At 40.0% G+C, this 25,475-nt stretch carries 20 protein-coding genes; 2 read left to right on the forward strand and 18 right to left on the reverse strand.

Annotation, left to right across the window (positions count from 1 at the left end):
* Nucleotide 1: 1 nt before the first annotated feature.
* The 14 genes from NST73_RS16700 to NST73_RS16765 all read right to left on the reverse strand — a co-directional run bounded on the left by NST73_RS16700 (nucleotide 2) and on the right by NST73_RS16765 (nucleotide 16,424).
* Entirely contained in the window at nucleotides 2-1,198 is a 1,197-nt protein-coding gene (locus NST73_RS16700) for a glycosyltransferase (protein WP_342499563.1), read from the reverse strand.
* Between the two features lie 19 nt (nucleotides 1,199-1,217).
* Nucleotides 1,218-1,973 (reverse strand): glycosyltransferase family 2 protein, encoded by a 756-nt coding sequence (locus NST73_RS16705; RefSeq protein WP_008348281.1) that lies wholly within the window; start codon nucleotides 1,971-1,973, stop codon nucleotides 1,218-1,220.
* 24 nt (nucleotides 1,974-1,997) lie between these two features.
* Nucleotides 1,998-2,675: a hypothetical protein gene (locus NST73_RS16710; protein ID WP_024719248.1), complete on the reverse strand. Its 678-nt coding sequence runs from the start codon at nucleotides 2,673-2,675 to the stop codon at nucleotides 1,998-2,000.
* A 61-nt stretch (nucleotides 2,676-2,736) separates the two neighbouring features.
* Entirely contained in the window at nucleotides 2,737-4,203 is a 1,467-nt protein-coding gene (locus NST73_RS16715; protein ID WP_144679133.1) for an O-antigen ligase family protein, read from the reverse strand.
* Between the two features lie 39 nt (nucleotides 4,204-4,242).
* The gene (locus NST73_RS16720) at nucleotides 4,243-5,172 is read right to left on the reverse strand and encodes an NAD-dependent epimerase/dehydratase family protein (protein WP_144679132.1); all 930 of its coding nucleotides are present in this window, start codon (nucleotides 5,170-5,172) and stop codon (nucleotides 4,243-4,245) included.
* 14 nt (nucleotides 5,173-5,186) lie between these two features.
* Entirely contained in the window at nucleotides 5,187-6,524 is a 1,338-nt protein-coding gene (locus NST73_RS16725) for a UDP-glucose/GDP-mannose dehydrogenase family protein (protein ID WP_342499231.1), read from the reverse strand.
* Nucleotides 6,525-6,599: 75 nt separating this feature from the next.
* Nucleotides 6,600-7,784, reverse strand: coding sequence for a glycosyltransferase (locus NST73_RS16730; RefSeq protein WP_342499232.1), 1,185 nt, complete (start codon nucleotides 7,782-7,784; stop codon nucleotides 6,600-6,602).
* Entirely contained in the window at nucleotides 7,781-9,232 is a 1,452-nt protein-coding gene (locus NST73_RS16735) for an MOP flippase family protein (protein WP_342499233.1), read from the reverse strand. The genes NST73_RS16730 and NST73_RS16735 overlap by 4 nt, the downstream gene beginning before the upstream one ends.
* 18 nt (nucleotides 9,233-9,250) lie before the next feature.
* Nucleotides 9,251-9,910, reverse strand: coding sequence for an exopolysaccharide biosynthesis polyprenyl glycosylphosphotransferase (locus NST73_RS16740; RefSeq protein WP_008348294.1), 660 nt, complete (start codon nucleotides 9,908-9,910; stop codon nucleotides 9,251-9,253).
* 199 nt (nucleotides 9,911-10,109) lie between these two features.
* Complete coding sequence (locus NST73_RS16745) at nucleotides 10,110-10,688, reverse strand: hypothetical protein (protein WP_223255607.1); 579 nt, start codon at nucleotides 10,686-10,688, stop codon at nucleotides 10,110-10,112.
* A gap of 135 nt (nucleotides 10,689-10,823) precedes the next feature.
* Nucleotides 10,824-12,314, reverse strand: a complete 1,491-nt coding sequence (locus tag NST73_RS16750; RefSeq protein ID WP_342499234.1) for an N-acetylmuramoyl-L-alanine amidase — start codon at nucleotides 12,312-12,314, stop codon at nucleotides 10,824-10,826.
* A 140-nt stretch (nucleotides 12,315-12,454) separates the two neighbouring features.
* The gene (locus NST73_RS16755; RefSeq protein WP_041507847.1) at nucleotides 12,455-13,945 is read right to left on the reverse strand and encodes an N-acetylmuramoyl-L-alanine amidase; all 1,491 of its coding nucleotides are present in this window, start codon (nucleotides 13,943-13,945) and stop codon (nucleotides 12,455-12,457) included.
* Between the two features lie 21 nt (nucleotides 13,946-13,966).
* The gene (locus NST73_RS16760) at nucleotides 13,967-16,075 is read right to left on the reverse strand and encodes a SpoIID/LytB domain-containing protein (RefSeq protein ID WP_144679128.1); all 2,109 of its coding nucleotides are present in this window, start codon (nucleotides 16,073-16,075) and stop codon (nucleotides 13,967-13,969) included.
* A 25-nt stretch (nucleotides 16,076-16,100) separates the two neighbouring features.
* Entirely contained in the window at nucleotides 16,101-16,424 is a 324-nt protein-coding gene (locus NST73_RS16765; protein WP_024719258.1) for a hypothetical protein, read from the reverse strand.
* Nucleotides 16,425-16,606: 182 nt separating this feature from the next.
* Here NST73_RS16765 and NST73_RS16770 point away from each other — a divergent pair, with 182 nt between their 5' ends.
* Complete coding sequence (locus tag NST73_RS16770) at nucleotides 16,607-17,527, forward strand: LytR family transcriptional regulator (RefSeq protein ID WP_073412884.1); 921 nt, start codon at nucleotides 16,607-16,609, stop codon at nucleotides 17,525-17,527.
* 232 nt (nucleotides 17,528-17,759) lie between these two features.
* Here NST73_RS16770 and wecB read toward each other — a convergent pair whose 3' ends face one another.
* Nucleotides 17,760-18,899 (reverse strand): UDP-N-acetylglucosamine 2-epimerase (non-hydrolyzing), encoded by a 1,140-nt coding sequence (gene wecB / locus NST73_RS16775; protein ID WP_041507851.1) that lies wholly within the window; start codon nucleotides 18,897-18,899, stop codon nucleotides 17,760-17,762.
* Between the two features lie 268 nt (nucleotides 18,900-19,167).
* On the opposite strand from wecB, the gene galU reads away from it, so the two are divergent.
* Nucleotides 19,168-20,049, forward strand: a complete 882-nt coding sequence (gene galU / locus NST73_RS16780; RefSeq protein ID WP_008343198.1) for a UTP--glucose-1-phosphate uridylyltransferase GalU — start codon at nucleotides 19,168-19,170, stop codon at nucleotides 20,047-20,049.
* Between the two features lie 26 nt (nucleotides 20,050-20,075).
* On the opposite strand, the gene tagH is transcribed toward galU, so the two are convergent.
* The 3 genes from tagH to NST73_RS16795 all read right to left on the reverse strand — a co-directional run bounded on the left by tagH (nucleotide 20,076) and on the right by NST73_RS16795 (nucleotide 25,475).
* Nucleotides 20,076-21,674, reverse strand: a complete 1,599-nt coding sequence (gene tagH, locus NST73_RS16785) for a teichoic acids export ABC transporter ATP-binding subunit TagH (protein ID WP_144679127.1) — start codon at nucleotides 21,672-21,674, stop codon at nucleotides 20,076-20,078.
* 19 nt (nucleotides 21,675-21,693) lie between these two features.
* Nucleotides 21,694-22,533, reverse strand: a complete 840-nt coding sequence (locus NST73_RS16790) for an ABC transporter permease (protein WP_025208081.1) — start codon at nucleotides 22,531-22,533, stop codon at nucleotides 21,694-21,696.
* A 260-nt stretch (nucleotides 22,534-22,793) separates the two neighbouring features.
* Entirely contained in the window at nucleotides 22,794-25,475 is a 2,682-nt protein-coding gene (locus tag NST73_RS16795; protein ID WP_235672189.1) for a glycosyltransferase, read from the reverse strand.

Below are 25,475 nucleotides of genomic sequence, written 5' to 3' on the forward strand. Positions count from 1 at the left end.
ATTATGCGTTTTCTTTAATATTCGTTAATTCCACCATGTTTGTGAACAGTGCGTGCCAATCTTTTTTCTTTGCCCGGCTTTGTCTTAGATGTCTGCATGTCATGTCATCTTTTTTACTGATCACTTTCTGGCAGGCTTCTACGAAGAGAGCTGGATCTTCGCCCTCTACATATTCATACACATCATTCTCTTTTAGCCTTTCCGTTGATGGAAGATTTAAACCAACAACAGGGATTCCGGCAGCTAAAAATTCATACAGCTTGAGCGGAAAAACCGCTTGATTGTAAGGAGACTGTTTGTATGGCATCATCCCTACATCAATTAATTTCATATAAGCAGGCACTTCTTCTGGTGCGACTGCTCCAGTCCATAGGACATTGGGCAGTTTGAGTGCATGCTGAAAAGATGGATCTCCATTCGTTCCATCCGGACCGACAAATAAAAATGTCCAATCTGGCTGCATGCGAGCAGCTTGAGCGATCATGTCAAAATCGAGCTTCGGCTTGATCCCACCTATAAAGCCAAGAACCGTTCCCTCTCTTCCCTCTAGCACGTCTTCCCTGCTACGGAGGTTGCTTTTTGCAAACACATCATACTCGACGCCATTTTCCACTGTAAAGACATCTTTCGGTTCACCCATGAGCCTTTTTTTGATTTGATCATGTAAGTATTGTGAAGAGCATGTAATGCTGTGTGCATATTTAATAATGCGGTTTTCTGCTTTTACAATGACTCGCTGTCTCATATAAGAGAGAATGTTGTTTTTTCCGCTGATGGGCTCTCCCCACAGGTCACTGCAATCATACACAATATGTTTCCATTCAAATAAAGAAGATAAGAGCGGAAATCCCGGAAACGTATACCATAAACAGACGGCTATGCCCTGCTTTTCTTCTTGACGCAAATGCTCAAGAAGAGGAGATAATTTATGAAAATAAAACATATCTTGATAACGGCCAAAGCGAAAAAACTTGCTCTTGAGCACATCAGGAATGGTCATTTGCTTCATTCGATCCGTTATAGGCTGAAAGGGAGCTGAATGACGATTGGCAGATGGGCATACCCAGATGACCTCTTTCGTTTCTGGATCAGATGCAAGAAATTCCGCCAGTCGATGCCGTCTGTACCTTAGGCCATCGTGTCCCCATTCTCCCGTTGCGACAATCACATGTATGATCGACTCTGCTTTCACCTTCATCACCTTTTTTCCCTTCTGTTTATAAGCGCTTTTTGACAGCATTTGTGGCATAGTGCATAAAACACCAAGATGCTTTCACAAAATGAAGCTGCTCAATTTCTCTATAGACAAACCATGTTTTTTTCGCTGCTTTCCACTTGTTACTAGAAATCGAGTTTCCCACGATGCGATATTCACTGAGCGGCTCACTCATTCCATAGGCAGTAAATCCTTTTTTTAAAATTGAGAGCCATGTGGCTAAGTCCTGCCTTGTTCGAATGTTTGGCATTTCCACGTGTCCTACTTGTTGAAGATCGAGCATCACCGTCAAACAGCCGATAATCGTATTTTTTAAAGCTTCATTGTAGTTCAACTGAGCCGGCGCTGTGACGGTTTTTTGTAATGGCTCTCCATTCTCTGAAATGATGTCATATGCCGTGAAAGTAAAGGCATGATCATTTTCTAACATAAACTTGACCTGCTTTTCGAGCTTTGTCTGTTTCCACATATCATCGCTATCTAAAAAAGCGATAAAGCGGCCTTTCGCCTGTTTGATGGCGGTGTTTCTAGCAATAGCGGCTCCTCCGTTTTCCTCTAAATAAATGACGTTGATTCTGTCGTCCGTCTGACTTAATTCCCCTAACAACTTCCTTGTGCCATCTGTTGAGCAATCATCTGCAATGATCAGCTCCCAGTTGGAATAGGTTTGGGCAAGGACGGAATGAACTGTATCCGTTAAATAACGTTCCGCATTATACGCCGGTGTAATAATTGATACTAACGGTTGATTGTTCACCTAAGACTCATCTCCAGTTCATCATTAAGATTCTTTGAACACTTCAGGTAACACCACAAACATAAGCGAGATGCTAAGGCCAATGACAAGTCCAAGCAGTGCTCGTTTTTTCGCTGACATGCCTTTGCCTGCTTCATCAAGCACTTGGGCAGGATCGACAATCTTTGCCTGCTTCATCCCGAGCTTTGTCGATTCCAATTCATATAAAAATCGTTCTTTATCGACCTTGGAGTCATTGCTGACAGATTCATCTTCAAGAGCGGATAGTCTCCTTTCAATGACTTGCTGTCTTTTCGTAAATAAGGCTTTGTCCTGCTTTAAAAATGTATCTGACACTTGTTTCACTACCGCCAAAGCTCGAGCTTGATCAGCATCTGTAAACGACAACTGCAATTGTGTATCGGACTGGTTCGTGAGAATCAAACGATTTTTCACATCCTGCCTTTCTTCTTCCTTTACATCACGGAGTGCTTGATTCAGAAATGCATCACTTTTTAATAGAGATGTCACTTCTTCCATATTGTTATACACACCGTCGTCATATTTCCCAAGCGTCAAGGTCACAGCAGCTGTGTAACTAGACTGTTCTACTGTTCCCTTGGCAAAAAAGAAACCAAAAGCAGCCAATACAACGGGCAGCAGCACAAGCCAGACGATATATTTTTTCATTCGCTTCCCTATTCTTAACATAAAACCAGACATGCTCATTCTCCCAACATTGACGTATTTGCTTTTTCACTAGTGTAGCCATACAAACTCTGCATCACACGTTTGCCCACGGCTTGAAGCGCTGTTTATTTTTCATGATATTGACCGCTGCGATCACCAGCCCTAGAAACACCCAGTGGAAATATAAATTCGATACGGAACTAGGACTGATACTTGAGACGAGAAAGCTCAGCATGGCAGCAAATAGACCTTCAATGATCATCTTGGCTAATCTCGTGTCAGCCAATTGGTATTGTTTGTACAGTGAGAACATGAGATAGGCATACACTGAGATATAACCTAGCATGACGGCAAACCCAAAATTCGTCATCACCTCTAGCAGCCAATTGTGAACTTCTACGACCTGATCTGTATCAAAGATAGAAAAGTGAGCTAAGTAATAAGACACATTGCCCGCTCCGACTCCGAAACCGTATGAATTCGTAAAGAAATACCAAGCGTTTTTGATTAAATTCGCCCGGGCAATGTTGGACGGAAGTGGTTCGCTAAAAGAATGAGCGACCTGAGAAGCGAGAAACAAGTCATAAAAGACAGAATAGATTTTGGCTGAAAAAATGGCGATACAGATGATAACAAGCCCGCCTGCTGCCATGATGGACCACTTTTTTAAAAAGCGAGGCATCAACAGCCATACATAGATTGCCGCTCCGGCTAATATGCCAAGCAAGCTGGCGCGCGATTCTGTTAACAAAATGAGATACAGCGCTAAGATGGCTCCTAGTAATCCGAACGCTTTGATATAACCATTTTTCATTTGGCGCATGCACGCCACATATAAGAAAAAGCTAATAGATAAAAAAGTCGCAAAATCATTTTGGTTAAAGAAGACAGCTGTAGGATAGTGCTGTTTGTACGCTGGTCCAAGATACAATGAAGTATTCGGTAAATGGTTCAAGGTCAAGTGATTATAGAACCCGATTCCCATCACAAATACGGTCATGACTAGCCAAATACTATAAAAAGTCACGATCTGATCCATTCGCTGAATGTACATGACCACAAGAAAGACAAAACCCATTCCCATCGCAAGAAGAGACATATATTTCAGGCCGTCTGTGACCGAATGAGCCCAAAGCAGTGAGATGAGTCCGTAAAGAAACCATGCAGCGAAAAAACCAAGAATGCCTTTAACGCGAATTTGCTGCCACTGGGATATGTACGTTCCTTTGTCCCTCATCCGCCATATGAATAAAGCAAAGACAGCCAAGAGCATGATGCGGTAGAGAAAGAGACTAAAGAATCCGGCACTGATAGAGAAAAAAGCGTTATTGAGAAATGTTAATGCAATCAAAAGGTAAATGGCTGACATGAATATGTGCTCACCATTCATATAGAGCTTCATACATATAGCAGCCGCTATGAGCACCACAATCAAAACCGGAATGACCACCATCTTCTTTAACCCGATAGGCTGTGTAGATGCCATTTGTACAAGCCCGATACCTGCTGCTAATAAAATACATCCGATTATGATTTGCCATGCTGTTTGTTTCACACTCATACCCATGTTCCTCCTAAGCAACCCATCCGATTTGAGGGATTAAGCCTTTACTTCCTGTTCATAGTAGGAAATGGTACGAGCCAAACCTTCTTGTAAACTCACAACAGGCTCCCATGTTAAGACTTGTTTCGTTTCCTCATTTTCCAATGTACTATGCACAATATCTCCTGCACGCTGAGGCTTATAAATCGGTTCAAGATCTGATCTCGTGACTCGCTTCATCGTTTGAAACAGCTCATTCACCGTGATGGAATGACCACATGAGATATTTAAACAAACGTTTGATTGAGCTGTTAAAGCTGCAACATTCGCTGCGGCTAGATCGCCTACATAGATGAAATCTCTTGTTTGTTCCCCGTTTCCGAAGATGAAAGGTGCCTCATTTTTCGCAAACTTATCAGAGAAAATAGAGACAACACCACCTTCACCAAGTGCATCTTGGCGCGGACCATATACATTGCTGTACCGCATGATACAATAGTCCACATCATAGAGTGATTTCGCCATCTGTAAGTATCGTTCAACTGTGAGTTTCGACAAGCCATAAGGTGAACCAGGCTGCAGTGGATGAGCTGTGTCGACCGGCAGATAGACTGGGTCTCCATAGACTGCTGCCGATGAGGCAAACACCACTTTCTCCACCCCGGCTTCAGCCGCTGCTTTGATCACATGCAACGAACCTTTAATATTGACCTCTTCGTCGTAGACGAAATGTTGAACCGAAACGGCTACACTCACTTGCGCTGCAAGATGAATGATATAATCTGGTGCAATGTGTTTGATCAAATCGACCGTTTCTGATTTTGTGACATCTGCTTCAATGCATTGTACAGAAAGATGAGCGATATTTTCCTTCGATCCAGTTGAAAAGTTATCAAGAACGATGGGCTCATAACCTTTCTCTAATAAAGCCTCTACCGTATGAGATCCTATAAATCCACTTCCCCCAGTTACCAATACTTTCTTCATCCAAGTTCCCCCTATTATTGTGCCTTCGATACCAATTCTGTTTCCCATACGCCTGGGCGGCCGATGGACTGGTAAATAAATCCTCTCTCTTTCATTTCTGCTGGATCAAACAAATTCCTTCCATCAATTAAAATGGGAGAACGAAGCAGCTGCTTGATCTGATCCTTATCCATCTTCTGTACGTCATCCCATTCCGTTAAGATGAGACAAGCATCTGTATCTTTCACTGTTTCATAGAGATCATTGCTGAAGACCGCCTGCGGGCCAAGCTCTCTTTCTGCTTCTACATAAGCAATTGGATCATAGGCTTTGACAAAAGCTCCGAGCTCTCTCAGCATTGGGATAATATCTAGTGCTGGCGCTGAACGCATATCGTTTGTATTTGGTTTAAATGCGAGCCCTAAAACGGAAATCGTTTTTCCTTTAATATCACCGAACACACTCATCAGTTTGCTGACAAGATGGGCTCTTTGGTGGTTGTTAGTTTCAATGACAGATTCGATCAGCTTGAACCGGTAGCCAGCTGTTTCGGCAATTTTGAGAAGAGCCATCGTATCTTTCGGGAAACAAGAACCACCAAATCCAATGCCTGCTTTTAAAAATTTATGCCCGATACGGCTGTCTAATCCAACGCCTTCGCTGACTTTTTCCACATCAGCACCAACTCTCTCGCAAATGTTCGCAATGTCATTGATGAATGAGATTTTTGTGGCGAGCATGGCATTTGCCGCATACTTAATCATTTCTGCACTTTCTAGATTGGTCTCAACTACTTCTGTTTGAAACGGATCATGCAATTTTTTAATGATCGTGGATGCATGTGCGCTTGTAGAGCCAATGATCGCTCTCTCCATATTCATCGTATCTTGAATAGCTGAACCTTCCCGCAGAAACTCTGGATTGGAGACGACGTCAAATGGATATTTACTGCGTGAAGCCTTTTGAACAATGGCTTGAACAAGACGTCCTGTTCCAACTGGCACTGTGCTCTTATTCACGATGATTTTGTAGCCATTTAGGTGTTCCCCAACCGTTTGAGCCACAGCTTTCACGAATGTTAAATCCGCTTCCCCCTGAGGTGTCATTGGTGTTCCTACCGCAATATAAATAATCTCTGATTCTCGAATTGCAGCGGGAATATTGGTTGTAAAACACAATCTTCCTTCTTCTGTATTCTTCTCAATCAATTCCTTTAAGCCCGGTTCATAAATTGGAACGAGACCGCTTTTTAAGCTGTTGATTTTTGATTCGTCGATGTCACAACAAATGACGCGATTTCCGATATCAGCAAAACAAGTACCCGATACTAACCCGACATATCCTGTTCCAATCACAGCAATTTTCTTCAACATGTTTCATCCTCTCAGTAAAAGCATATTGGTCGTTCCAAACTGTTTATCTATCAGTCTTTGCACATTTCATCCTGTTTAAACGCTGGATGTTGATTGATTCAGCACCTTTTCATATTGCTGAATCAGGAGCTTAGAATTATGTGATGATGAATAATCTGTATGGACGATGTGGTGAAGATCGTTCTTCACTTGCTCGTTCCATCTGTTTTCATAAAGATAAGCGTGAATCGCTTCTTTTAACTGACTCGTTGAACGCGGTTCAATGAGCAGATGTTGATAGGTAGAAAATAGTGATGGGAGACCACCAACCCGTGTTGCGATGACAGGCATTTTTAAAGCGAGCGCCTCAAGAACGACAGTCGGCATTCCTTCACTGTAGGATGGAAGAGCAAACAGGTCAGCTGCCATTAAATAATGTTTGACTTGTTCATTCGGCACCTGCCCCGCGAGTATAATGGATTCTCCCGCCCGTTCGGTCAGCTCCTTTGCGAGGGGGCCTTTTCCGACAAAGACGACTTTTACATCCTCCATCCCGCTGACAGCTTCCGCTAATTCAAGCAAACCTTTCTCTTTGACTAAACGGCCGACAAAAACGACGAGCTTGTCGTGAAGCGGTAAACCAATCTGCTTTCTGATGGCTGTTTGATCCCCCAGTGTTCTAGAAAATGACTTGAGCGGAATTCCAAGCGGGAGACATTGTGCATTCACCCCTGTCATGTCATGTGTTTTCTTTGCCAGCTCTTCACTCACTGTGAGAACAGCAGACGCCTGTTTTACTGCTGCTTTAAAGGCGGCAAGCGCCCCTTGGCTATAGGTTGGATAGACGTTCACATCACTGCCGTGTAAGGTCAGAAGATAAGGGATGTTTGCTTCCTTTTTGATCACAGCTGCTGCGCCGCCAGACGGCATGGCAAAGTGCGCATGGATGAAATCCGGTGACAGTTCATAACGCTCCATTGTGCGCAGGACAGAAGCTGCGATTCGTTTACTCGGCTGAGCCCATTTTAGCTGTCCAGGCAGCGCTGTATAGGGCGGTCTGTAAACCGGCACGCCGCACCTCACTTCCTGCTGGGGAAGATCTTTTCTCTGACGATAGGAAGCTTTAAGCATCCGTAAGATGGGCGGATTGACAGGAGTAGGACAAATCACGCTCACTTCTACGCCCTGTTTGACCAGCTCCTGCACTTGCGTTTCATGGAAGACGCCTTCACTTGGATGTTTTTCACTAGGATATACACTTGTCAGCCATAGCACCTTCATGACGAACGACCTCTTCTCCATAATTTCCCTGCCATCTGCGGATACATTTTGACAAGCAGCAAGCTATATAAAACCGCACTTAAACCAATCGTCAGTAGTAATTGAAGCAGTATATCCGCTGATGTCAGCTTCATCCCTTGATGAACAGTCACTGCGCAGGCGGCCATTAACAGCGTCATGACAGCAGGCTTTACGAGTGATTTTACATACACCTTCATATCTAGCTGAATGACATAAGCCATCAGCCACCTGCCGACAATGAAGTTCAGCAGGCTGACCCCTGAGTAGACCCAAGCTACAGTCAATAGACTGCCAGTATGGACTCCTGCATATAAGGCGCATCCATATACGATGAGCATGCCTGTATCCCAATAAAATGCTAAGTCAGCTCTCCCTTTTGCAAGAAGGATGGAACCATTTGGATTCATCAGCACACGGAGTAGACCGACAATGCACAAAATATTCAAAACCGGGACCGCCACTAGCCATTTCTCTCCAAACACCACTTCTATAAAGCTATCTGATACGGCAGCAAGACCGATGAGTAGTGGAAAACTAATGAGTGCAAGCATATTCGTCATGCTGAGGAAGCCCTCACGCAGCCTAGAGTGATCACGCTGACTTTTTGCGAAAACTGGGAAAGCCACTCTCGTCACAATCGGGTTAATTTTCAGCACCGGGATTGTGACGATTTGATAAGCCAGGCTATAAATCCCTAATGCCTCTGCTCCAAGAAATCGTCCTATTAAAATCATGTCGATGTTTGAGCCTGCCCGATTGACGAGTCTTGACGCAAGCTGGAAAGCCCCGAAGGAGAAAAACTCTTTCACTTCCCCTAATGCGAAAACGGGTGCTGGGCGCCACTTCTTCCAATAAGCCGCTGCATACATGAGACCTTTTCCTGATTGAAGCAGCACTTGAGAGATCACATAGGCCACAATTGGATTGATAAAAAAGGCTAGGATAAGTAGAACAATCAGCGAAATGATCGTCGCTATCGTCTCAATCGTACTTAAGGTTTTAAAGGCTAAATCTTTCTGCATCATGTATTGGTATTGCTGACCAATTGGTGCAATGAGAAACATGATTGATAATAACTTGAGCAAGCCTTCCAGCTCAGGTCTGGCATAAAAGGCGGCAATCAAGGGACTTGCGAGGATCAATACACAAAACAAGAGAATTCCCGTCAGCAAGTTGATCCAATATAATGTAGATAATTGACGTTCCGTCGTTTGTTCCTTTTGAATGATCGCAGCACCGATGCCTAGATCAAGTAAAATCTGTGTAAATATTGTGACAGTTGTGATCATGCCAACGAGTCCAAATTCTTTCAGTGACATTACGTTTCCTAAAAAGGCGAACTGTGCAATTTGGATGATGGTAATGATCAATGCGGACAAGCTTGTCCATTTTGCTCCGCCCAGCAGGCGATTTTTCATACTTGCCATTTCTCTTCCCTACTTTACTTATCTGGCTCCGTCACCAGTCACGATGACTTTTAACGTTTTTACCATAATCTTCGTGTCGAGAGAAAATGTCAAGTTTTGAATATACTGTAAGTCGTGTGATAATTTTTCACTTGGACTCATTTCATATCCCCCATTTACTTGAGCAAGACCAGTCAGCCCCGGCTTCACTGTCAGTCTTTTTGTAAAGCCTGGAATCGTCCGATTAAATTCGGCAGTAAACATTGGTCTTTCAGGACGTGGACCTACAATACTCATTTCTCCTTTTAACACGTTGATAAATTGCGGCAGTTCATCAATTCTTGTTTTTCTGATGAATGCCCCCACTTTGGTGATACGAGGGTCATTTTTTTGCGCCCATTTCGCTCCTCCGCTTTCTGCGTTGGTTCTCATCGATCTGAGCTTCCATAATTTAAAGTAGACACCGTCTTTTCCGACCCTTTCCTGCATATAAAAGGCTGGCCCTGGTGTTTCTAGCTTAATTAAAAGGGCAAACAGTAAAATGATTGGCGTACTCAACATCAATCCGATGAACGAGAACACGACATCTATGAAACGTTTTGCAAATAAATATCGAACCATATGTTCTGTTAAAGCAAAAGAGTGGTTTCGTCTCACTTCATATTCTCTGTAAAGGTTCATCGCTTTCTCTGCGCTCACTGACCTGCACCTCACCATTCAAAGTAGTTGTTGTGTAAAGAGATGTTCTATGAAAGTCAGTTTAGCAGAGCAACATTAAGCAAATGTAAATGGGCTGTTAAGTCTTGTAAAAGTGTGTTAAGAATGTGCCCTTATATCAAGTTATGCCCTTTTAAACGTAAAAAAGACCCGCATTTCTGCGGGTCTACGTGTCTTTTTTTTATTTTGCCTTTACGGATTCGATCGTCTTCAGTCTAAGCGTTCCGTTTGCATCTTTTGTATAAGTTACTTTCACTTTTGACTCTTCTTTTAGGCTGTTCACTTGTTTAGAAAATGTATTTCCGAATTGAATGGCTACTTCTTTTCCATCAATGTTGACAGCAATTGTATGTCCATCAGCCAAACCGACATATGTGCCTTCTTTGGTGACTTCATTTTTCTTCGTTGTAGATTCTTTTTTTGTTTTAGATTCAGCTTTTGACTGATCGTTTGTCGTTTCTTCTTTTGTGATTTCCTTACTTGAGCTTTCTTTTGCATCTTCATCAGATTGACCTGCTTGGTCTTCTGTTTGAGCAGCTGTTTCTTTGCTTTCATCATCTGCTTTTTCACTTGCAGACTTGTCTTCCGTCTTTTCATCTGTTGCATTTTCTTTCTTTTGATCTGCTGCTTCAGTTGTTTCTTTTTTGCTGTTATCCGTATTGTTATCGTTTGACTGATTTGATGTGCCGCATGCTGTGAGCATTACACCTAGAAGTAAGACTAAAAACGGCATTGTGATTAATTTTTTCAAGATCGTCACCTCTTCATGATTTGTCGATTTGCTGTCATTGGAAGGCAAATACGTGAAAAATCCACCCTCTATGTTTCGATTATAACAAAAATAACCTGAAATGAAATGTATTTTTAACTTGACATATCATTCGTTCGATCTATTTTATTCAAAATATTGAGATACACCTGCAGCGATTCCTGAAGCCATCCGCTCCTTGGCAGTCGATGATTTTAATATACTGGCATCAATCGGACTGGTTACGAACCCCGTTTCAAGCAAGATGCTGGGCATTTTTGAATACTTGATCACGTAGAATCCTGCTGTCTTCACACCGCGATCTCTTGTGCCAAGGGCTTTCACCATCTGGGGCTGTACCTTTTGTGCCAGCTTTAAACTATTGGCCGAAGCATACGTCGCATCATAATACGTTTCTGTTCCATTTGCACCGCTATTATCATTTGCATTGGCATGGATGCTGATGAACACATCCGCACCAGCCTGTGATCCTTTGCTTACACGTGTTTGCAAGGAATCAAATGTATCAGATGTTCTAGACATGACCGTCAGCGCACCCGCTTGTTTGAGCCGTGCTTGCAGTTTTAACGCGACATCCAGATTAACATTTTTTTCAAACAGCCCATTTCCTACCGCTCCAGCATCCTGCGCACCATGGCCTGGATCAATAAAGATGGTTTCACCTAACACATGATTTTTCAGCTGTGTGATCACACTGGTTCGTATGGTTGATGTTCCGCCCACCACTGTAAATGTTGAAATCTTTTTAGTCCCAATGACACGACGAATCGCATCTGGCACTGATTGAGCGTCTGTAAGAAGAAGGGTTTGCCCTTGCTTGGCTGCCGTACTTGCCGCAGCTGCCGCATCGGCATATGCATAGCCGTTACTCATATACGTTTGGGTTGTCTTCATCGGGTATGTTTTCGCAATTCGGGCTGCCACTTCATACCGATTGGCTCCGCTGATTCTCACGGGTGATGGCAGCTTTTGATAGGCTGCTTGATTGACACTTGTTTCCCCGCCAATCACAATCGTCCGTTTCACCGCTTTGCTTTTTAATAGATTGGCTGTTTCCTGCCGCAGCCCTTTTGCATCGGTTAATAAAATAGGAAAGCCCTGTTTTGCAGCATATGGAGCAATCGCCACAGCATCTGCATAAGCAGAACCATTCACAATCACAGCTGTATCAACACTCTTCATTTGCTTAGCAACGTTTGCAGCCAATTCATATCGATTCTTTCCTTGTATTCGCGATACGAATAGATTCATTGCTTTTAGCTGCGCTACGACTTTTTGAGAAATGCTTGCGGTTCCACCAAGAATGATAACACGCTTCGTTTTCAACTGCTGAAGACCTGACTTAGTTGCACCTGAAAGACTGCTAGTATTCGTTAACAGCACTGGGGCTCCTTGCTGAAAGGCATACGGCACAGCACTTAGCGCATCAGCATAAGCTTCACCGCCTACTAAAACAACTGTAGGTGCTGTCGACCAGCCACGTTTTGCAGCGTTAACTGCCACCTCATATCGATTACTTCCCTCAATCTTTGATACATTGTGCTGCGCAAATGCTGATGGTGCATATAAACATAGTGAAACCACAATTAAAACAAAACATTTGATATAAGAACGCATGAAGTCAACCTCCTTGGTTTTGAACCCTTCATCATGGAACCCTGGAAACACTTCATGTACTTTTGAAAAAAGGCTGCCGAGAGTCGTTTCTCGAGCAGCCTAAGAGGTGTATCTTCGGCACCCCTCATTTGTATGTTTTCTTATCTAAAATAGCCTGAAACACCGCTTGAAATACCTGACGCCAATCGATCTTTATAAGTAGCGGATTTCAAAATATTTGAATCAACTGGACTGGAAACAAAACCAGTTTCTAAGAGAACGCTTGGCATCTTAGAATATTTAATGACGTAGAAGGCAGCTGTCTTCACACCACGGTCTCTTGTGCCTAATGCACTGACCATTTTAGGCTGAATATTTTGCGCGAGCTTCAAGCTGTTTGTTGCCGCATATGTTTTGTCATAATACGTTTCAGTTCCATTTGCACTGCTGTTATCATTTGAGTTCGCATGGACACTGATGAAGATATCTGCATTTGCTGACGCACCTTTGCTCACCCGTGTTTGAAGACTATCGAATGTGTCTGATGTTCTTGACATGGTAGTGAGTGCACCAGCACTTTTCAGTTTAGTGTTCACTCTCTTCGCTACGTCTAAGTTTAAATTTTTCTCATAAAGACCATATCCTACAGCACCAGAATCTTGAGCACCGTGGCCAGGGTCAAGGAATACTTTTTTACCTACAACCGGGTTCTTTAATTGAGATGCTACAGTATTCGTCACTGTCGTTGAATTTCCGACTACTGTGAATTTCGTTATGTTTTTACTGCCGATAATTGACCGAGTATGGACAGGCAAAGTTTTCTCATTTGTTAATAAAAGAGCTTTCTTTTCTTTCGCTGCAATGCCAGCAGCTGCTGGTGCAGAGGCATAACCAAATCCTCTCGCAACATACGTATTGCTCGTACTTAGTTTATACTTAGTCACAATCTTTGCTGCAATATCATAGCGGTTAGCACCCTTTATTCTCGTTGGCGACTTTAGCTTGTTGTATGCTGCTTTGGTAACATACGATTCGCCGCCAATCACAATTGTTTGCTTAATATTACTAGCTTTTGCGAAAGTTGAAATTTCAGAACGAAGTCCCTTTTTATCTGTATATAAAATTGGGAAACCTTTTTGTGCAGCATATGGCGCAATCGCAATCCCATGCGCATACGAATGACCTTCTACAACCACTACACCAGCTGGTTTTTTCATTTGCTTTGCAATATTCGTAGAGATTTCATATCTGTTCTTTCCCGTAATTCGTTTTGTTGAAATCCCTAGTTTTTTTACTTGATTGATGACATTATTTGAAACACTTGCCGTTGTTCCAATCGCAATCACATTTTTCGCTTTTAATGACGTTAATCCTTTCTTCGTTTCTGATGAAAGGTTTTTACTATTTGTAAAAAGAACTGGCGCATTATGTTGATACGCTAAAGGGACAGCTGCTGTTGCATCTGCGTAAGCTTTTTTCCCTACTAGCACAACGGTATTCGCTGTTCCCCAACCTTTTTTCGCCACATTGACAGATAAAGAGTAACGATTTCCCCCATCTATTCGTGATACAGAATTGTCCGCTGAAGCTGTTGGAACAATAATGAAAATGGCGATGAGGCTGAGGATGGCTGTTTTGATCATTGAGCGCATCTTCTGTGTCCTCCCTTAACTTTAATAATTTGTTAGTTTTGTACCTGGATAGTAGAACGAAAGTATAGAAGAATACGAGTTTCCAGATTCAGCTCTAGCTTTGGCGCCGTATTGACTCATCCCAATACCGTGACCATAACCTTTTCCTGAAATCGTGAAATCATTTGTATTATTCTTTACTGACGCAAACGTACTTTTCACCTTTGTTGCGCCCATGACTGTTCTAAACTCTGTCATTTTCATACTTGCCGTTGTACTTTTGTTCACTGTATACGTACCTGTTTTGTTTTTCAGATGGTAATTCAGCTTGATTGAAACGGTCTTCGCACGCTGACCTTTTGTTTTTCCTGAGAATGTCAGGCTTGAAATAGATGCAATTCTCATGTCAGATGCAGCTGTTTCTTTATTTTTCAACAGCCATGATTTTAGACCAGCAAGGTCGGCAGCATTGGCTTCTTTTGCCTTAGACCACTCAGAAGCTGCTTTACTAGCAGTCAACGTAGTGCCTAATTGCTTTTTAGACAACTTCAGTGTCCACGCATTGACAGGATCTTTTGTGTCCTGCTTAGCGACTAAGTATGGCAGTGCATTTCCCCATACTTCTTCACTCGCCTCAGTGTATCCACCATTACTAGAATAATAGGTGGCTGAAATAAGTTGATTGTTGTATTTTAGAACCTTGCCTTTTGTGGCATCAACAGCTTTTGTCGAATTTGTGTACCAGTTATATCCTCCATATACTTGGAAGGCTGTTGTATCAGGTACGACTTTTCCAATACTTTTCACTGAATACGTTCTAGCGGCAACTGCTTGTGCTTTTAATGCCTCAACATGCCAGCTTGCAGGCATTTCGTTTGGCACAACACCTTTTAGATAGTCTTCAAATGGAATATTTTCATTAGTCGGCCTGATATATCCTGATTCAATAGCAAAGTTGATGTTCCCTAAGTAAGGCTTCCCTGCGATTTGAAGGACATTTTTGGTTGAATATTTCTCAGGAACAACTCTTACTGTGTTATATGTCTTAATACCTTTTAATGAAATTTTTCCGTTAGAAATATTCAATTGGTAGTTTTGATTTTTTTTCAGATAGACTTGTTTGGCTAAAGCGTTTTTGAGCGTATCTGAAAGCACACTTGAACTGCCTGCTATATGATATGTATGTGTGCCGTTTTCTTTTAAAAGTTTCTTTAAAGAAGAAGAGAAAGAATCTTTTTTGACATAAATCATAGTACGATTGTTTTTCGCTGCTAAAAGTGACATAGGAATTGCATATTTTGAGCTAGAACCTTTAGCAAGATATACTTTATCTACATTTAACTTTAATTTCTTGATGATGTTAACAGAAAGTTCATAGCGATTTTCACCACTGATTCGTGTAACTTGTGATGTCTTTTTTAATTGTTTTTCTACTTTTTCGCTAATGCTTTTTGTACTTCCAACTACAATTACCTTACTAGGAATCTTATAAGTCGGAATTGAATTTTTCTTTGTTAATAAGATTGGATACCCATTTCTAGCTGCATAAGAGATCATGGATGTCCCATTCATAAAGGAAGCCCCGCCAGCAACAATTGCCTGCTTATAACTCCCCATCTCTTTGGCTACTTTTTGAGATATTTCAAATTTATCTTTTCCACTTATTCTTCTAATCTTCCCGTACTTTTTTAAGGTTTTCTCAGTTGTAGACGAAATACTTTTTGTATCCCCAATGATTAAGATGTTATCGGGTTTCATTTTTTTAATTTGGTTCTCAGTTGCTTTTGTTAGCTTCGCAGCACCAGAATAAAGAATTGGTGCATCTAATTTGTAAGCCAATGGAGAAACGGTCATTGCATGATCGAAAGCATCCTTATTTACGACAACGATAGTTGATGGATTCTTCCAGCCAGAATCAGCAATACTATTGGCTACTTCGTATCTATTATTTCCCTCATATCTTTTCGTCACAGCAACATTGGATCCTGACAGCTTGTATTCCCCAGTTGTTGAAATATCCATGCTTGTTTTGTTTCCTATATAATTAGACAATTTCACTGAAATTGTCGAGCTGGCCATGGCAGACTGAAAAGGTGCAATTAATAGTGTCATTGTCATGAGAACGATAAGTGTAATGCCTGTTTTCTTCAATTTTGTTCATCCCGCCCATCTTTTTTTACTTCTGTTTTTCAATCTTCTGAATTTCTTTTTGACCATTGTCATTGATAAAGTAAGAGATTTCTACTTTGTCACCTGGTTTAAATTCATTTAATACATCTTTAAAATTATCCGTAAATTCATAGCTTAAGGTCGTATTCACTTTTTTTACTTCGACTGTATGTGCATCAGCCATTCCAATAAATTCAGCTTTTTCTTCCAGCACCTGAGGAGTTGAACTGCTTGTCTTGTTTTCTCCTGAGGATTGCTCAGCCGTTCCACATGCTGTGAGCACGATACCTAGTAGTAGTATTAAGAACGGTAAAACGACGATTTTCTTCATTTTTTTCACCTCATGTCTTTGTATCGTCTTATAACTTAATATTTTAAGGTAAATTTAAGGTTTTTTGAAACCTTTTTTTTGTTACAACGTCTATATCTAGGTTCAGAATAAAAAAATAACTTGTTTATCAAGATTCGTAAACCTATAATCATGGGAGAATGAGAGAAAAGGTGAGGGACAGAATGAGAGCAGAAAGAAAAAGAAATAAGAAAAAAGCACTTTGGATTATTTTATCTATTATTGGCTTGTTTGTATTAGTAACGGGCGGCTATGCCTATCATCTTTGGAATACAGCAGCATCCACCGTCGCAGGCATTCAGGAGAACTTAAAGAAGTCAGATAAGCGTGACAAAGATGTCGATTTAAGTAAAAAAGACCCGATCTCCATTTTAGTCATGGGTGTTGATGAAAGAAAGAATGACCGCGGCCGTGCAGATACATTAATATACATGACAGTGAATCCGAAAACGAAAACAACTGAGATGGTGAGTATCCCCCGCGATACATATACAAAGATTGTCGGAAAAGGCACAATGGATAAAATCAACCACTCCTACGCTTTCGGCGGTACACAAATGGCGGCAGATACAGTAGAGGAACTGCTTGATGTACCTGTGGATTACTTTGTGAAAGTGAATATGGAAAGTTTTAAAGACATTGTCGATACACTTGGCGGGATTACGGTGAACAGCACGTTTGCTTTCAGCTATGATGGCCATTCATTTGGTACAGGAGAGATTAACCTGAACGGTGATCAAGCCCTTGCCTATACAAGAATGAGAAAGCAAGATCCTAAAGGTGACTTCGGTCGTCAGGAAAGACAGCGTCAAGTTATTGAAGGCATCATTGCAAAAGGGGCTAACATTTCATCTATTACGAAATTCGGTGATATGTTTAAAGTCGTTGAAAATAACATGAAAACGAATATGTCCTTTGACGACATGTGGACGATGATGAATGATTATCGTGATGCAAGGAAAAAAGTGAAACAGCACGAGCTAAAGGGAACAGGCACACGAATCAATAATATTTATTACTATCAGCTTGATGACAGTAGTTTAGCGAAAGTGAAGAAGGAATTGAAGGATAGTTTGGAGCAGTAAAAAAAGACTACAGGAATGTAGTCTTCTCCGATTGTTGACAAAGGGCTAAAATGAACTTGATTTTAGCCCTTTGTCTTCTTTTCAGCGTGATAGAAAGCCCTTGAAGTCTAGGAAGGACGAGAACTGGAGCGGAGCGAATTTGACATTCGTGAGCACCAGCACGCAGGACTGACAAAGAATGCGAGGGTTTGTCTACACGCTGAGAAGACTACAGGAATGTAGTCTTCTTTTTTTATGATTGAAATGGGGCTGGTTTTTCATCACTTAAACCAAAACGATGAAGGAGTTCTTGGACAATTCGTTTCGACGCTTGTCCATCACCATAAGGGTTAGAAGCCTTTGACATGTTATCGTACTCTTGCTTGTCTTCTAACAGCTCTTTTGCCATCTGATAAATGGTTTCCTCATCGGTTCCTGCAAGCTTAAGCGTACCAGCTTTCACGCCTTCAGGACGTTCTGTTGTATCACGCAACACTAATACTGGCTTTCCTAAAGAGGGAGCTTCCTCCTGCACACCGCCAGAATCCGTTAAAATAAAGTGCGACGCAGCAGCGAAGTTATGGAAATCAACCACTTCAAGCGGCTCAATTAAGTGCACACGATCAAGATCACTGAATTCTGTCTGAGCCGCATCACGAACAGCAGGATTTAAATGGACAGGGTATACGACTTGAACATCTTCAAATTCTTCGACAACACGGCGAATCGCTCTAAACATGTTCTTCATCGGCTGACCAAGATTTTCTCTGCGATGAGCCGTTAATAAGATCATTTTATCTGAACCGATCTTCTCTAGAATTGGATGTTGATAGTGTTCTGTGACTGTTGTTTGCAGGGCGTCAATGGCCGTATTCCCTGTCACACAGATGGTCTCTTCTTTTTTATTTTCTACTAAAAGATTCTGCTTCGCCTCAGCCGTAGGGGCAAAATGAATGTCAGCAATAGTGCCTGTCATTTGGCGGTTCAATTCCTCAGGGAACGGTGAGTATTTATTGTGAGTTCTTAAGCCAGCTTCGACGTGGCCGACAGAAATTTGGTGATAGAACGCAGCCAAGCTTCCTGCAAAGGTTGTCGTTGTGTCGCCATGAACAAGCACAATATCAGGTTTTTCTTCTTGGAATAATTGATCTAGTTTCAGCAATGCATTTGATGTAATTTCAGATAATGTTTGGCGTTGCTTCATGATGTTTAGATCATGGTCTGGCGTAATAGAAAATGCCTCAAGAACTTGATCTAGCATTTCTCTATGCTGAGCTGTGACAGTGACAATTGAATTTATTTGTGGATGTTTATTAAGTTCAAGGACAAGTGGAGCCATTTTGATTGCTTCAGGTCTAGTACCGAAAATAGTCATTACATTTAGTTTTTTCACTGGTCTATGCCTCTTTCCTAATATAATACTTTCAATTATACACAATTTGGAGGATAAATTTAATGATATAAAAAAGAAATTTACATTGAATTAACGTTATCATTCACCCTCCTTTACATTTAACATATAAAATGTAAACTATCTAAAAATCATTTTTAGTGAAATCATTTGTCTTTCCTATGATTTGTAAGTTACACTTTATAAAGACGACCAAGAACTAACATTGATTATTAAATCGGTTATCTATGTAAGGAAGGTGCAAAGTTCATTGAAAAAAGTACGTAAAGCCATTATACCAGCTGCAGGTCTCGGGACACGTTTCCTCCCTGCCACAAAGGCTATGCCTAAAGAAATGCTACCAATCGTTGATAAACCAACCATTCAATATATTATTGAAGAAGCTGTTGAGTCAGGAATTGAAGACATTATTATTGTCACTGGAAAAGGGAAAAGAGCCATTGAGGATCATTTTGATTTTGCGCCAGAGCTTGAGCGCAACCTTGAAGAAAAAGGAAAAAGTGAACTTTTAGAAAAAGTGAGAAAATCCTCTAATATTGCTGATATTCATTACATCCGCCAAAAGGAACCTAAAGGACTCGGACATGCCGTTTGGTGCGCACGTAACTTTATCGGTGATGAACCTTTTGCTGTTTTATTAGGTGATGATATTGTCCAAGCCGAAACACCTGGACTTCGCCAGCTGATGGATGAATATGAAAAAACCCTTTCATCTGTAATTGGTGTTCAGCAGGTAGCGGACAGCGATACGCATCGCTACGGGATTATTGATCCTCTTACCCAAGAAGGCCGCCGCTACCAAGTGAAAAACTTTGTTGAAAAGCCGCCGCAAGGAACCGCACCATCCAATTTAGCTATTTTAGGGCGCTACATTTTCACGCCAGAGATCTTTATGTACCTTGATCAACAAGAAATTGGTGCAGGCGGAGAAATTCAGCTGACAGATGCCATCCAAAAGCTCAATGACATCCAGCGTGTATTTGCCTATGATTTTGAAGGAAAACGATATGATGTCGGAGAGAAGCAAGGTTTCATTGAAACGACGCTAGAGTTTGCCCTTCAAGATGAAGAGCTAAAGAAAAAACTCATTCCATTTATGAAACAGCTACTTGAGAAAGAAGAAGTGAATTAAAAAAAGCTGCCGGCATCGGCAGCTTTTTATTTGCTCGCTGAAACAGTCAGCGTATGCTGTTCATTATCGATAACAAATAGATGATTTTCGCCTTTTACTGCGAATTTCGTTTGTTTTTCATTCATCCAGACATTTTGTTCTGTCAGCCCAAGCGTTGAAGGAGAGATGGGCATGATCTCGTGGAACACCATCGTATTTGCCTGGCCATTTTCAATCACATAATCGGTTTTCTCAGTGGTCAGCCGCTCAATGGTATCGCCTTGTTCACTTTTGACCGAGCTAAGTGTCTGCATTCTTTGCTTCAGCACAGACTCTTCTTTTCCAAGAAAAGAAAGTAAGTACTCATACGAACCTGCAGATGCAGGCGATACATAAGAATTAAACTGACCTGGTCCGATGGATAATGGCTTCAATTTATCCGTCGTCTTAAAGGCTTTCGACTCCACAAAATACGTTCCTGCTGCTGTTTTAATTTGAACGATTTTTTTATTTTCACCTACAGCCTTTACTTCTTGTCCAAACGACAACGAGACGTCTGCCTTTTCCTTCATGGCTTGGTCTTTATAGACTGTTAATGGATCTTCCACAACAATACCTTGTTGATCAACCTTTTTTAAAGACGTATCCTTCGGCTGAGAACTTGTGGACTGGGGCACTTCTGTTTTATTTAACGTAATGGCCCCAAAGGTGGCCAGCGTTCGAAGTGGGCGATCTGAAAACATCGAAAGAGCAAGTAAAATCGTCAAGATTGTAACAAAGGTCACTTGAAATGCAGGACCAAAAAATGAACGTTTCTCTCCTCTATCTTTATAACGAGTGACTTTTTCTGCCTTGTGTACTCCTTTTCGAGCTTCCTTCTGTTCCATGTGATATTCTTGTTTCTCTTTCTTAGAAAGCTTGTTAAACCAATTCACAAACCCTTTGTATTCTTCTACGACCTTATCCGTAGCATCAAACATACGAAGCTCGCCATAATGCATCCATGCAACTCGGTCGCAAATTTTTTGGATTTGGCCAATGGAGTGACTGACAAAAAAGATCGTCTTTCCTTGCTCTTTAAATTCTGTAATGCGATCCACACATTTTTGATAGAAGGTTTGATCTCCTACAGACAGTGCTTCATCAATAATGAGGATATCTGGATCAATATGTGCAGAAATAGCAAAACCAAGTCGAGATTTCATTCCACTTGAATAGCTTTTTACAGGCTGTTCAATAAAATCACCAATATCCGCAAACTCTACAATTTGTTCATAAAGATCGTCTATTTCTTTGTTCGTCAACCCCATCATTAAGCATTTCAAACGAATATTGTCTTTCCCGCTTAATTGGTTGTTCAACCCTGCTGCAATGGCAATTAACGAGGGTTGACCATCCATTTCAATTTCACCGCTTGTTGGGGGAATGATTTTTGCTAAAAGATTAGACATGGTCGATTTTCCAGACCCATTGATCCCAACAAAACCAATTGTCTCACCCTCATATACATCAAAGGAAACGTTACGAACAGCAAAGAAACCTTTATTGTTTTTATTCGGAAAAAACAGCCCTTTGATTTTATCTGACTGCTTTTTATATAGAAAATACTGCTTGGATACGTTTCGAAACGAAACCTTTAGTTTCATCGTATAATCTCCTTACTTTTTAAAGAAAATCGACAAATTTATCCCTAAATTTCAAATGAAGCAATGAACCAACTATTAAAAGAAGAAGTGTAATCAGCCAAAAATAAAGCGTATATTTGACATCTTGAAAAAACCAATCTCCTTTAATAAAACTTTTCCTAAATCCATCAATAATATAATATAAGGGATTTAATTTTAGGGTAGTCGCAATCCATTCATACTTACCCGTGAATTTATCTCCAATATCCCATAAGATAGGCAGCAAAAACATGAGTAATCTTGTCAAGGATTGCAACAGTTGTTGATAATCTCGAACAAGAACACTAATCGTTGAATTAAACAGACTGAAAGCGAACATAAACGCAATCATACAGATAAAATAATAAATATATTGAATCCAGTGGATATCAGGATAGATGCCATTTGCTATGAGCATAATCACATAAATAACCATCATTAAAAAGTAGCTGAATAAATTAGAAGTGATGACTACTGAAGGCAAAGCACTAATAGGGAAATTCATCTTAGATACTAAGTTTATGCGTTTAAAAACACTATTCGCACCCTCTGTAATCGTCGAACTAATAAAAAACCATGGAATTAAACCTGCTAACATCCAAATAAGAAAGGGTATACTTACGTGAGAACCGTCTGCCATTTCTGCGGTTCTTCCGGCCCCTCTAAGACCTAAACCGAACACAAACCAATAAGCCATAATTTGAATTAGTGGGTTCAATAATTGCCACAGAACGCCCAAATAATTCAATTGGTATTTTGATTTGGTTTCATATACAGCTAACCTTAAAATTAATGGCATTGAACCAAACTGCTCTTTTAGAATTTTATACAATGCATTCACTCTAATCTTCCTTATTTTTAATTGAATAGAATAGACTTTAAATTGATAAAAGCACCGCTCATAATTGTAACAGAAAAATTCCTTCTTTTCATCTTTGATGTATAAACAAAGTGTTCATGTCTGTATAAACAAACTTTTTCATCTCGTCTTCATTATACAGACAGCTATTAATCAGGCAGTAGAATTTATGTTTTTAGAAGATGTTCTTAACATACACTTCAAATACTAAACGCCTTATGTTAAACATAAGGCGTTTAGTATCAATCATTATCTTTCAGAAACTCTAATATCTTACGGCTTTTCCATTTCATACCTTCATACAAATTCAATATATCTCTTAATATTCTTTTTGCCGCTTCTTTATCATCAAGTTCAATATTACTCAACTTTTTCAAATACCAATTTTCTATATAATTTTCTAATTTATCTCGCTTGTAAGATGTTAATAAATTTTCCCTTTTTAACCAATCAATTCTTTCCTTTTCGAGTATGAAATACTTTTCAAAGAATTTCTTATTGATTCGATTAATCGAAGAATTTTCTACCATGGCATAATAAATATGGACGGGTGTATTGATCACCTTGAAAGATTTGGTCTTCAACAACATTTCATGAAAGAACAAAGTATCTTCACCTATTGCTCCTTCAACCATTTTGAGCTCGTGATTTAGCAATAAATCCCTTTTAACGATTAAGGCCTGAATACTCATGGCTTTAAATGAGGCTTTAATTAAAAAGTCTGAATGCGGTCCCCGTCTGTAATCAATTCCTTTATTAAGAGACATCATATTAGGATAATAAGAAGACAACCCTTTGACATCAGAAAGCCTAACCATGTCTCCAATAAACATGTCATGATCTTCTTCTAAGGAGCCATCTAACAGCTCTTTATATCCGTCTGTTATCGCTTCATTATCAGGATCTAAGTAAGTTACCCATTTTGCTGTAGCAAACTCCAAACCCTTATTTCTAGGTCTAGATGCGCTACCACTTCCACCTTCTGGATACATATACGTTTTCACATTGTCATAATGTTTATCAAGTGTATGCACTATGTGAGGTGTCATATTATCGGTTGATCCATCATCAATAATGATTATTTCCATTTTTTCAAAAACAGAGCTTCTTTGTAAGCTTCTGAAACATTTGTAAAGCAGATGTCGTCCATTATTATATACAGGGATAATGACCGACAAATCATATTCACGTACTTGCTGATTTTCCTCTATCCCATATGAAGTTGTTGATAGCTCTAATGGATCGATACTGTATCCATTAGGAATAGACGTATTTGAAATCTCCTTAATATCTTCCCATTGAAACGAGTCTCTCCAAAACACTGTTCTAAAACGATCTTCTATTTTCTCGATATAATTATGTTCTACACCATTTGTAAACTCACCGTTATGCTCATAAGCATCTTTTGTGACATAGTCACAATTCGTGTACTTGAATGCGTTGATCATATCTTCTAAATAAAATTGACCATATTCATATTTACTGCTAAAAAAAGCTACGATATCAAAACTTCTGTACAGATCATCTGTCATTTCATCTTGAGAGACAAGTTTTTTATCAGGGTAGGATTGTTTATTAAACATGTTGATTGTATGGTCGTCTAATTTTTCCGCAATTACAAGAACATCTCGTTTCTGAAGATTATTCTGACGATCACTAACTACTTGTATCAATTCTTGTACCCTATGAAAAGCAGTTTCTGACCTTAAAACTGTTCGCACACCTTCCATTTGCGTTTGATACCTTTCTTTATCTGACAATTTCTGCAGATAAACTTTTAGCTCTTTACTCGTATTAGCTAAAAACACATTAGGGAATTTACTATTGATACCAACACTGTAGTTCGAAATGACAATTGTCCCTGTTGCTTGAAGTTCATATACTCGATTGGCAAACATTGTATTGCTATCTTTTACAGAGTTAAGGTTTAAAGTAAAGTCATATAATTTGTGTATCTTTTGTAGAGTTTCGTGATCCGTTGACTCTACAATATAAGGCACATATTCCTTAGGATAAAAATGACGGTCTGATCCTAATTCGAAGTTTCTGTCTACAATAGTCAAATCTTTACCTGCATTTATGACGCCTTCAAATAATTCTCGTGTATCTTCTTGCCTCGTAGGATACTTTTGATACCAAGAACCTGCAAATAAAATATCTTCTCTTCTATTTATTCTAGTCCCGATTGGATTATGATAAAGCGGGTTTACTGCAAATTCTAGTACATTATATGTTTTAGCATTCGGACAATCTTTTTTGTAATCATTTAACACTTCACTACAAGTTGTAAAGATATGATCAGCTTGCTTCGCTAAGTCAACATAATATTCATAGTTAACGGGGTCTTCTTTAGAATAGAATGCAACAGGAATATTTTTACTTTTGAAAAATTGAATAATTGCTTTAATTTCGTTCCTTACCTTTTTAATTTTTGGATTGCCGAGTCCTTTCCATTTCCCATCCAATCCTTTCCAAGCAGTGGACAATAAAAACAAATCAATTTTATCAGCTTCTTTTTTATAATTATCCTGATTAATATAAATGAAATTCGCTGCATCTTTTAAACTTTTATATAAAAATTCATCTGCGATAATCCCAATTGAAGCATTATTTTTTTGAAAGTATTTTGTACCATTACTTGAAGGTAAGTTGGCAATTTGGGCTTTGACGGAATCATAAAAGCCCTTTTTGTAATTTTTTTTCAGATATTGTACATATTCTTTTCTCTTGTCTTCTAAAATCTTCACATCATTTGAGAGTTGTGAAGATTTGAAATCAGGCGTTTTTTCCAATAAACTTTCTAACTCTTTAAAGTCTTTATTTTGATTAAAAACTTTTAACATTTCTTTATAATATGCGAGCTCCTGATTTGCACTTGATTTTTTCTTTTTATTTAGCATTAAATGGTTCTGGTAATTCCCCAC

It is taken from the genome of Bacillus sp. FSL W7-1034 (assembly GCF_038593365.1).
In the GTDB taxonomy this organism is placed as follows: Bacteria; Bacillota; Bacilli; order Bacillales; family Bacillaceae; genus Bacillus; species Bacillus altitudinis.

Coding starts and splice junctions, on each gene's coding strand:
- NST73_RS16700 (WP_342499563.1), bottom strand. CDS start 1,198: ATGAAGGTGAAAGCAGAGTCGATCATACATGTGATTGTCGCAACGGGA.
- NST73_RS16710 (WP_024719248.1), bottom strand. CDS start 2,675: ATGTCTGGTTTTATGTTAAGAATAGGGAAGCGAATGAAAAAATATATC.
- NST73_RS16715 (WP_144679133.1), bottom strand. CDS start 4,203: ATGAGTGTGAAACAAACAGCATGGCAAATCATAATCGGATGTATTTTA.
- NST73_RS16720 (WP_144679132.1), bottom strand. CDS start 5,172: ATGAAGAAAGTATTGGTAACTGGGGGAAGTGGATTTATAGGATCTCAT.
- NST73_RS16725 (WP_342499231.1), bottom strand. CDS start 6,524: ATGTTGAAGAAAATTGCTGTGATTGGAACAGGATATGTCGGGTTAGTA.
- NST73_RS16730 (WP_342499232.1), bottom strand. CDS start 7,784: ATGAAGGTGCTATGGCTGACAAGTGTATATCCTAGTGAAAAACATCCA.
- NST73_RS16735 (WP_342499233.1), bottom strand. CDS start 9,232: ATGGCAAGTATGAAAAATCGCCTGCTGGGCGGAGCAAAATGGACAAGC.
- NST73_RS16750 (WP_342499234.1), bottom strand. CDS start 12,314: ATGCGTTCTTATATCAAATGTTTTGTTTTAATTGTGGTTTCACTATGT.
- NST73_RS16755 (WP_041507847.1), bottom strand. CDS start 13,945: ATGCGCTCAATGATCAAAACAGCCATCCTCAGCCTCATCGCCATTTTC.
- NST73_RS16765 (WP_024719258.1), bottom strand. CDS start 16,424: ATGAAGAAAATCGTCGTTTTACCGTTCTTAATACTACTACTAGGTATC.
- NST73_RS16770 (WP_073412884.1), top strand. CDS start 16,607: ATGAGAGCAGAAAGAAAAAGAAATAAGAAAAAAGCACTTTGGATTATT.
- tagH (WP_144679127.1), bottom strand. CDS start 21,674: ATGAAACTAAAGGTTTCGTTTCGAAACGTATCCAAGCAGTATTTTCTA.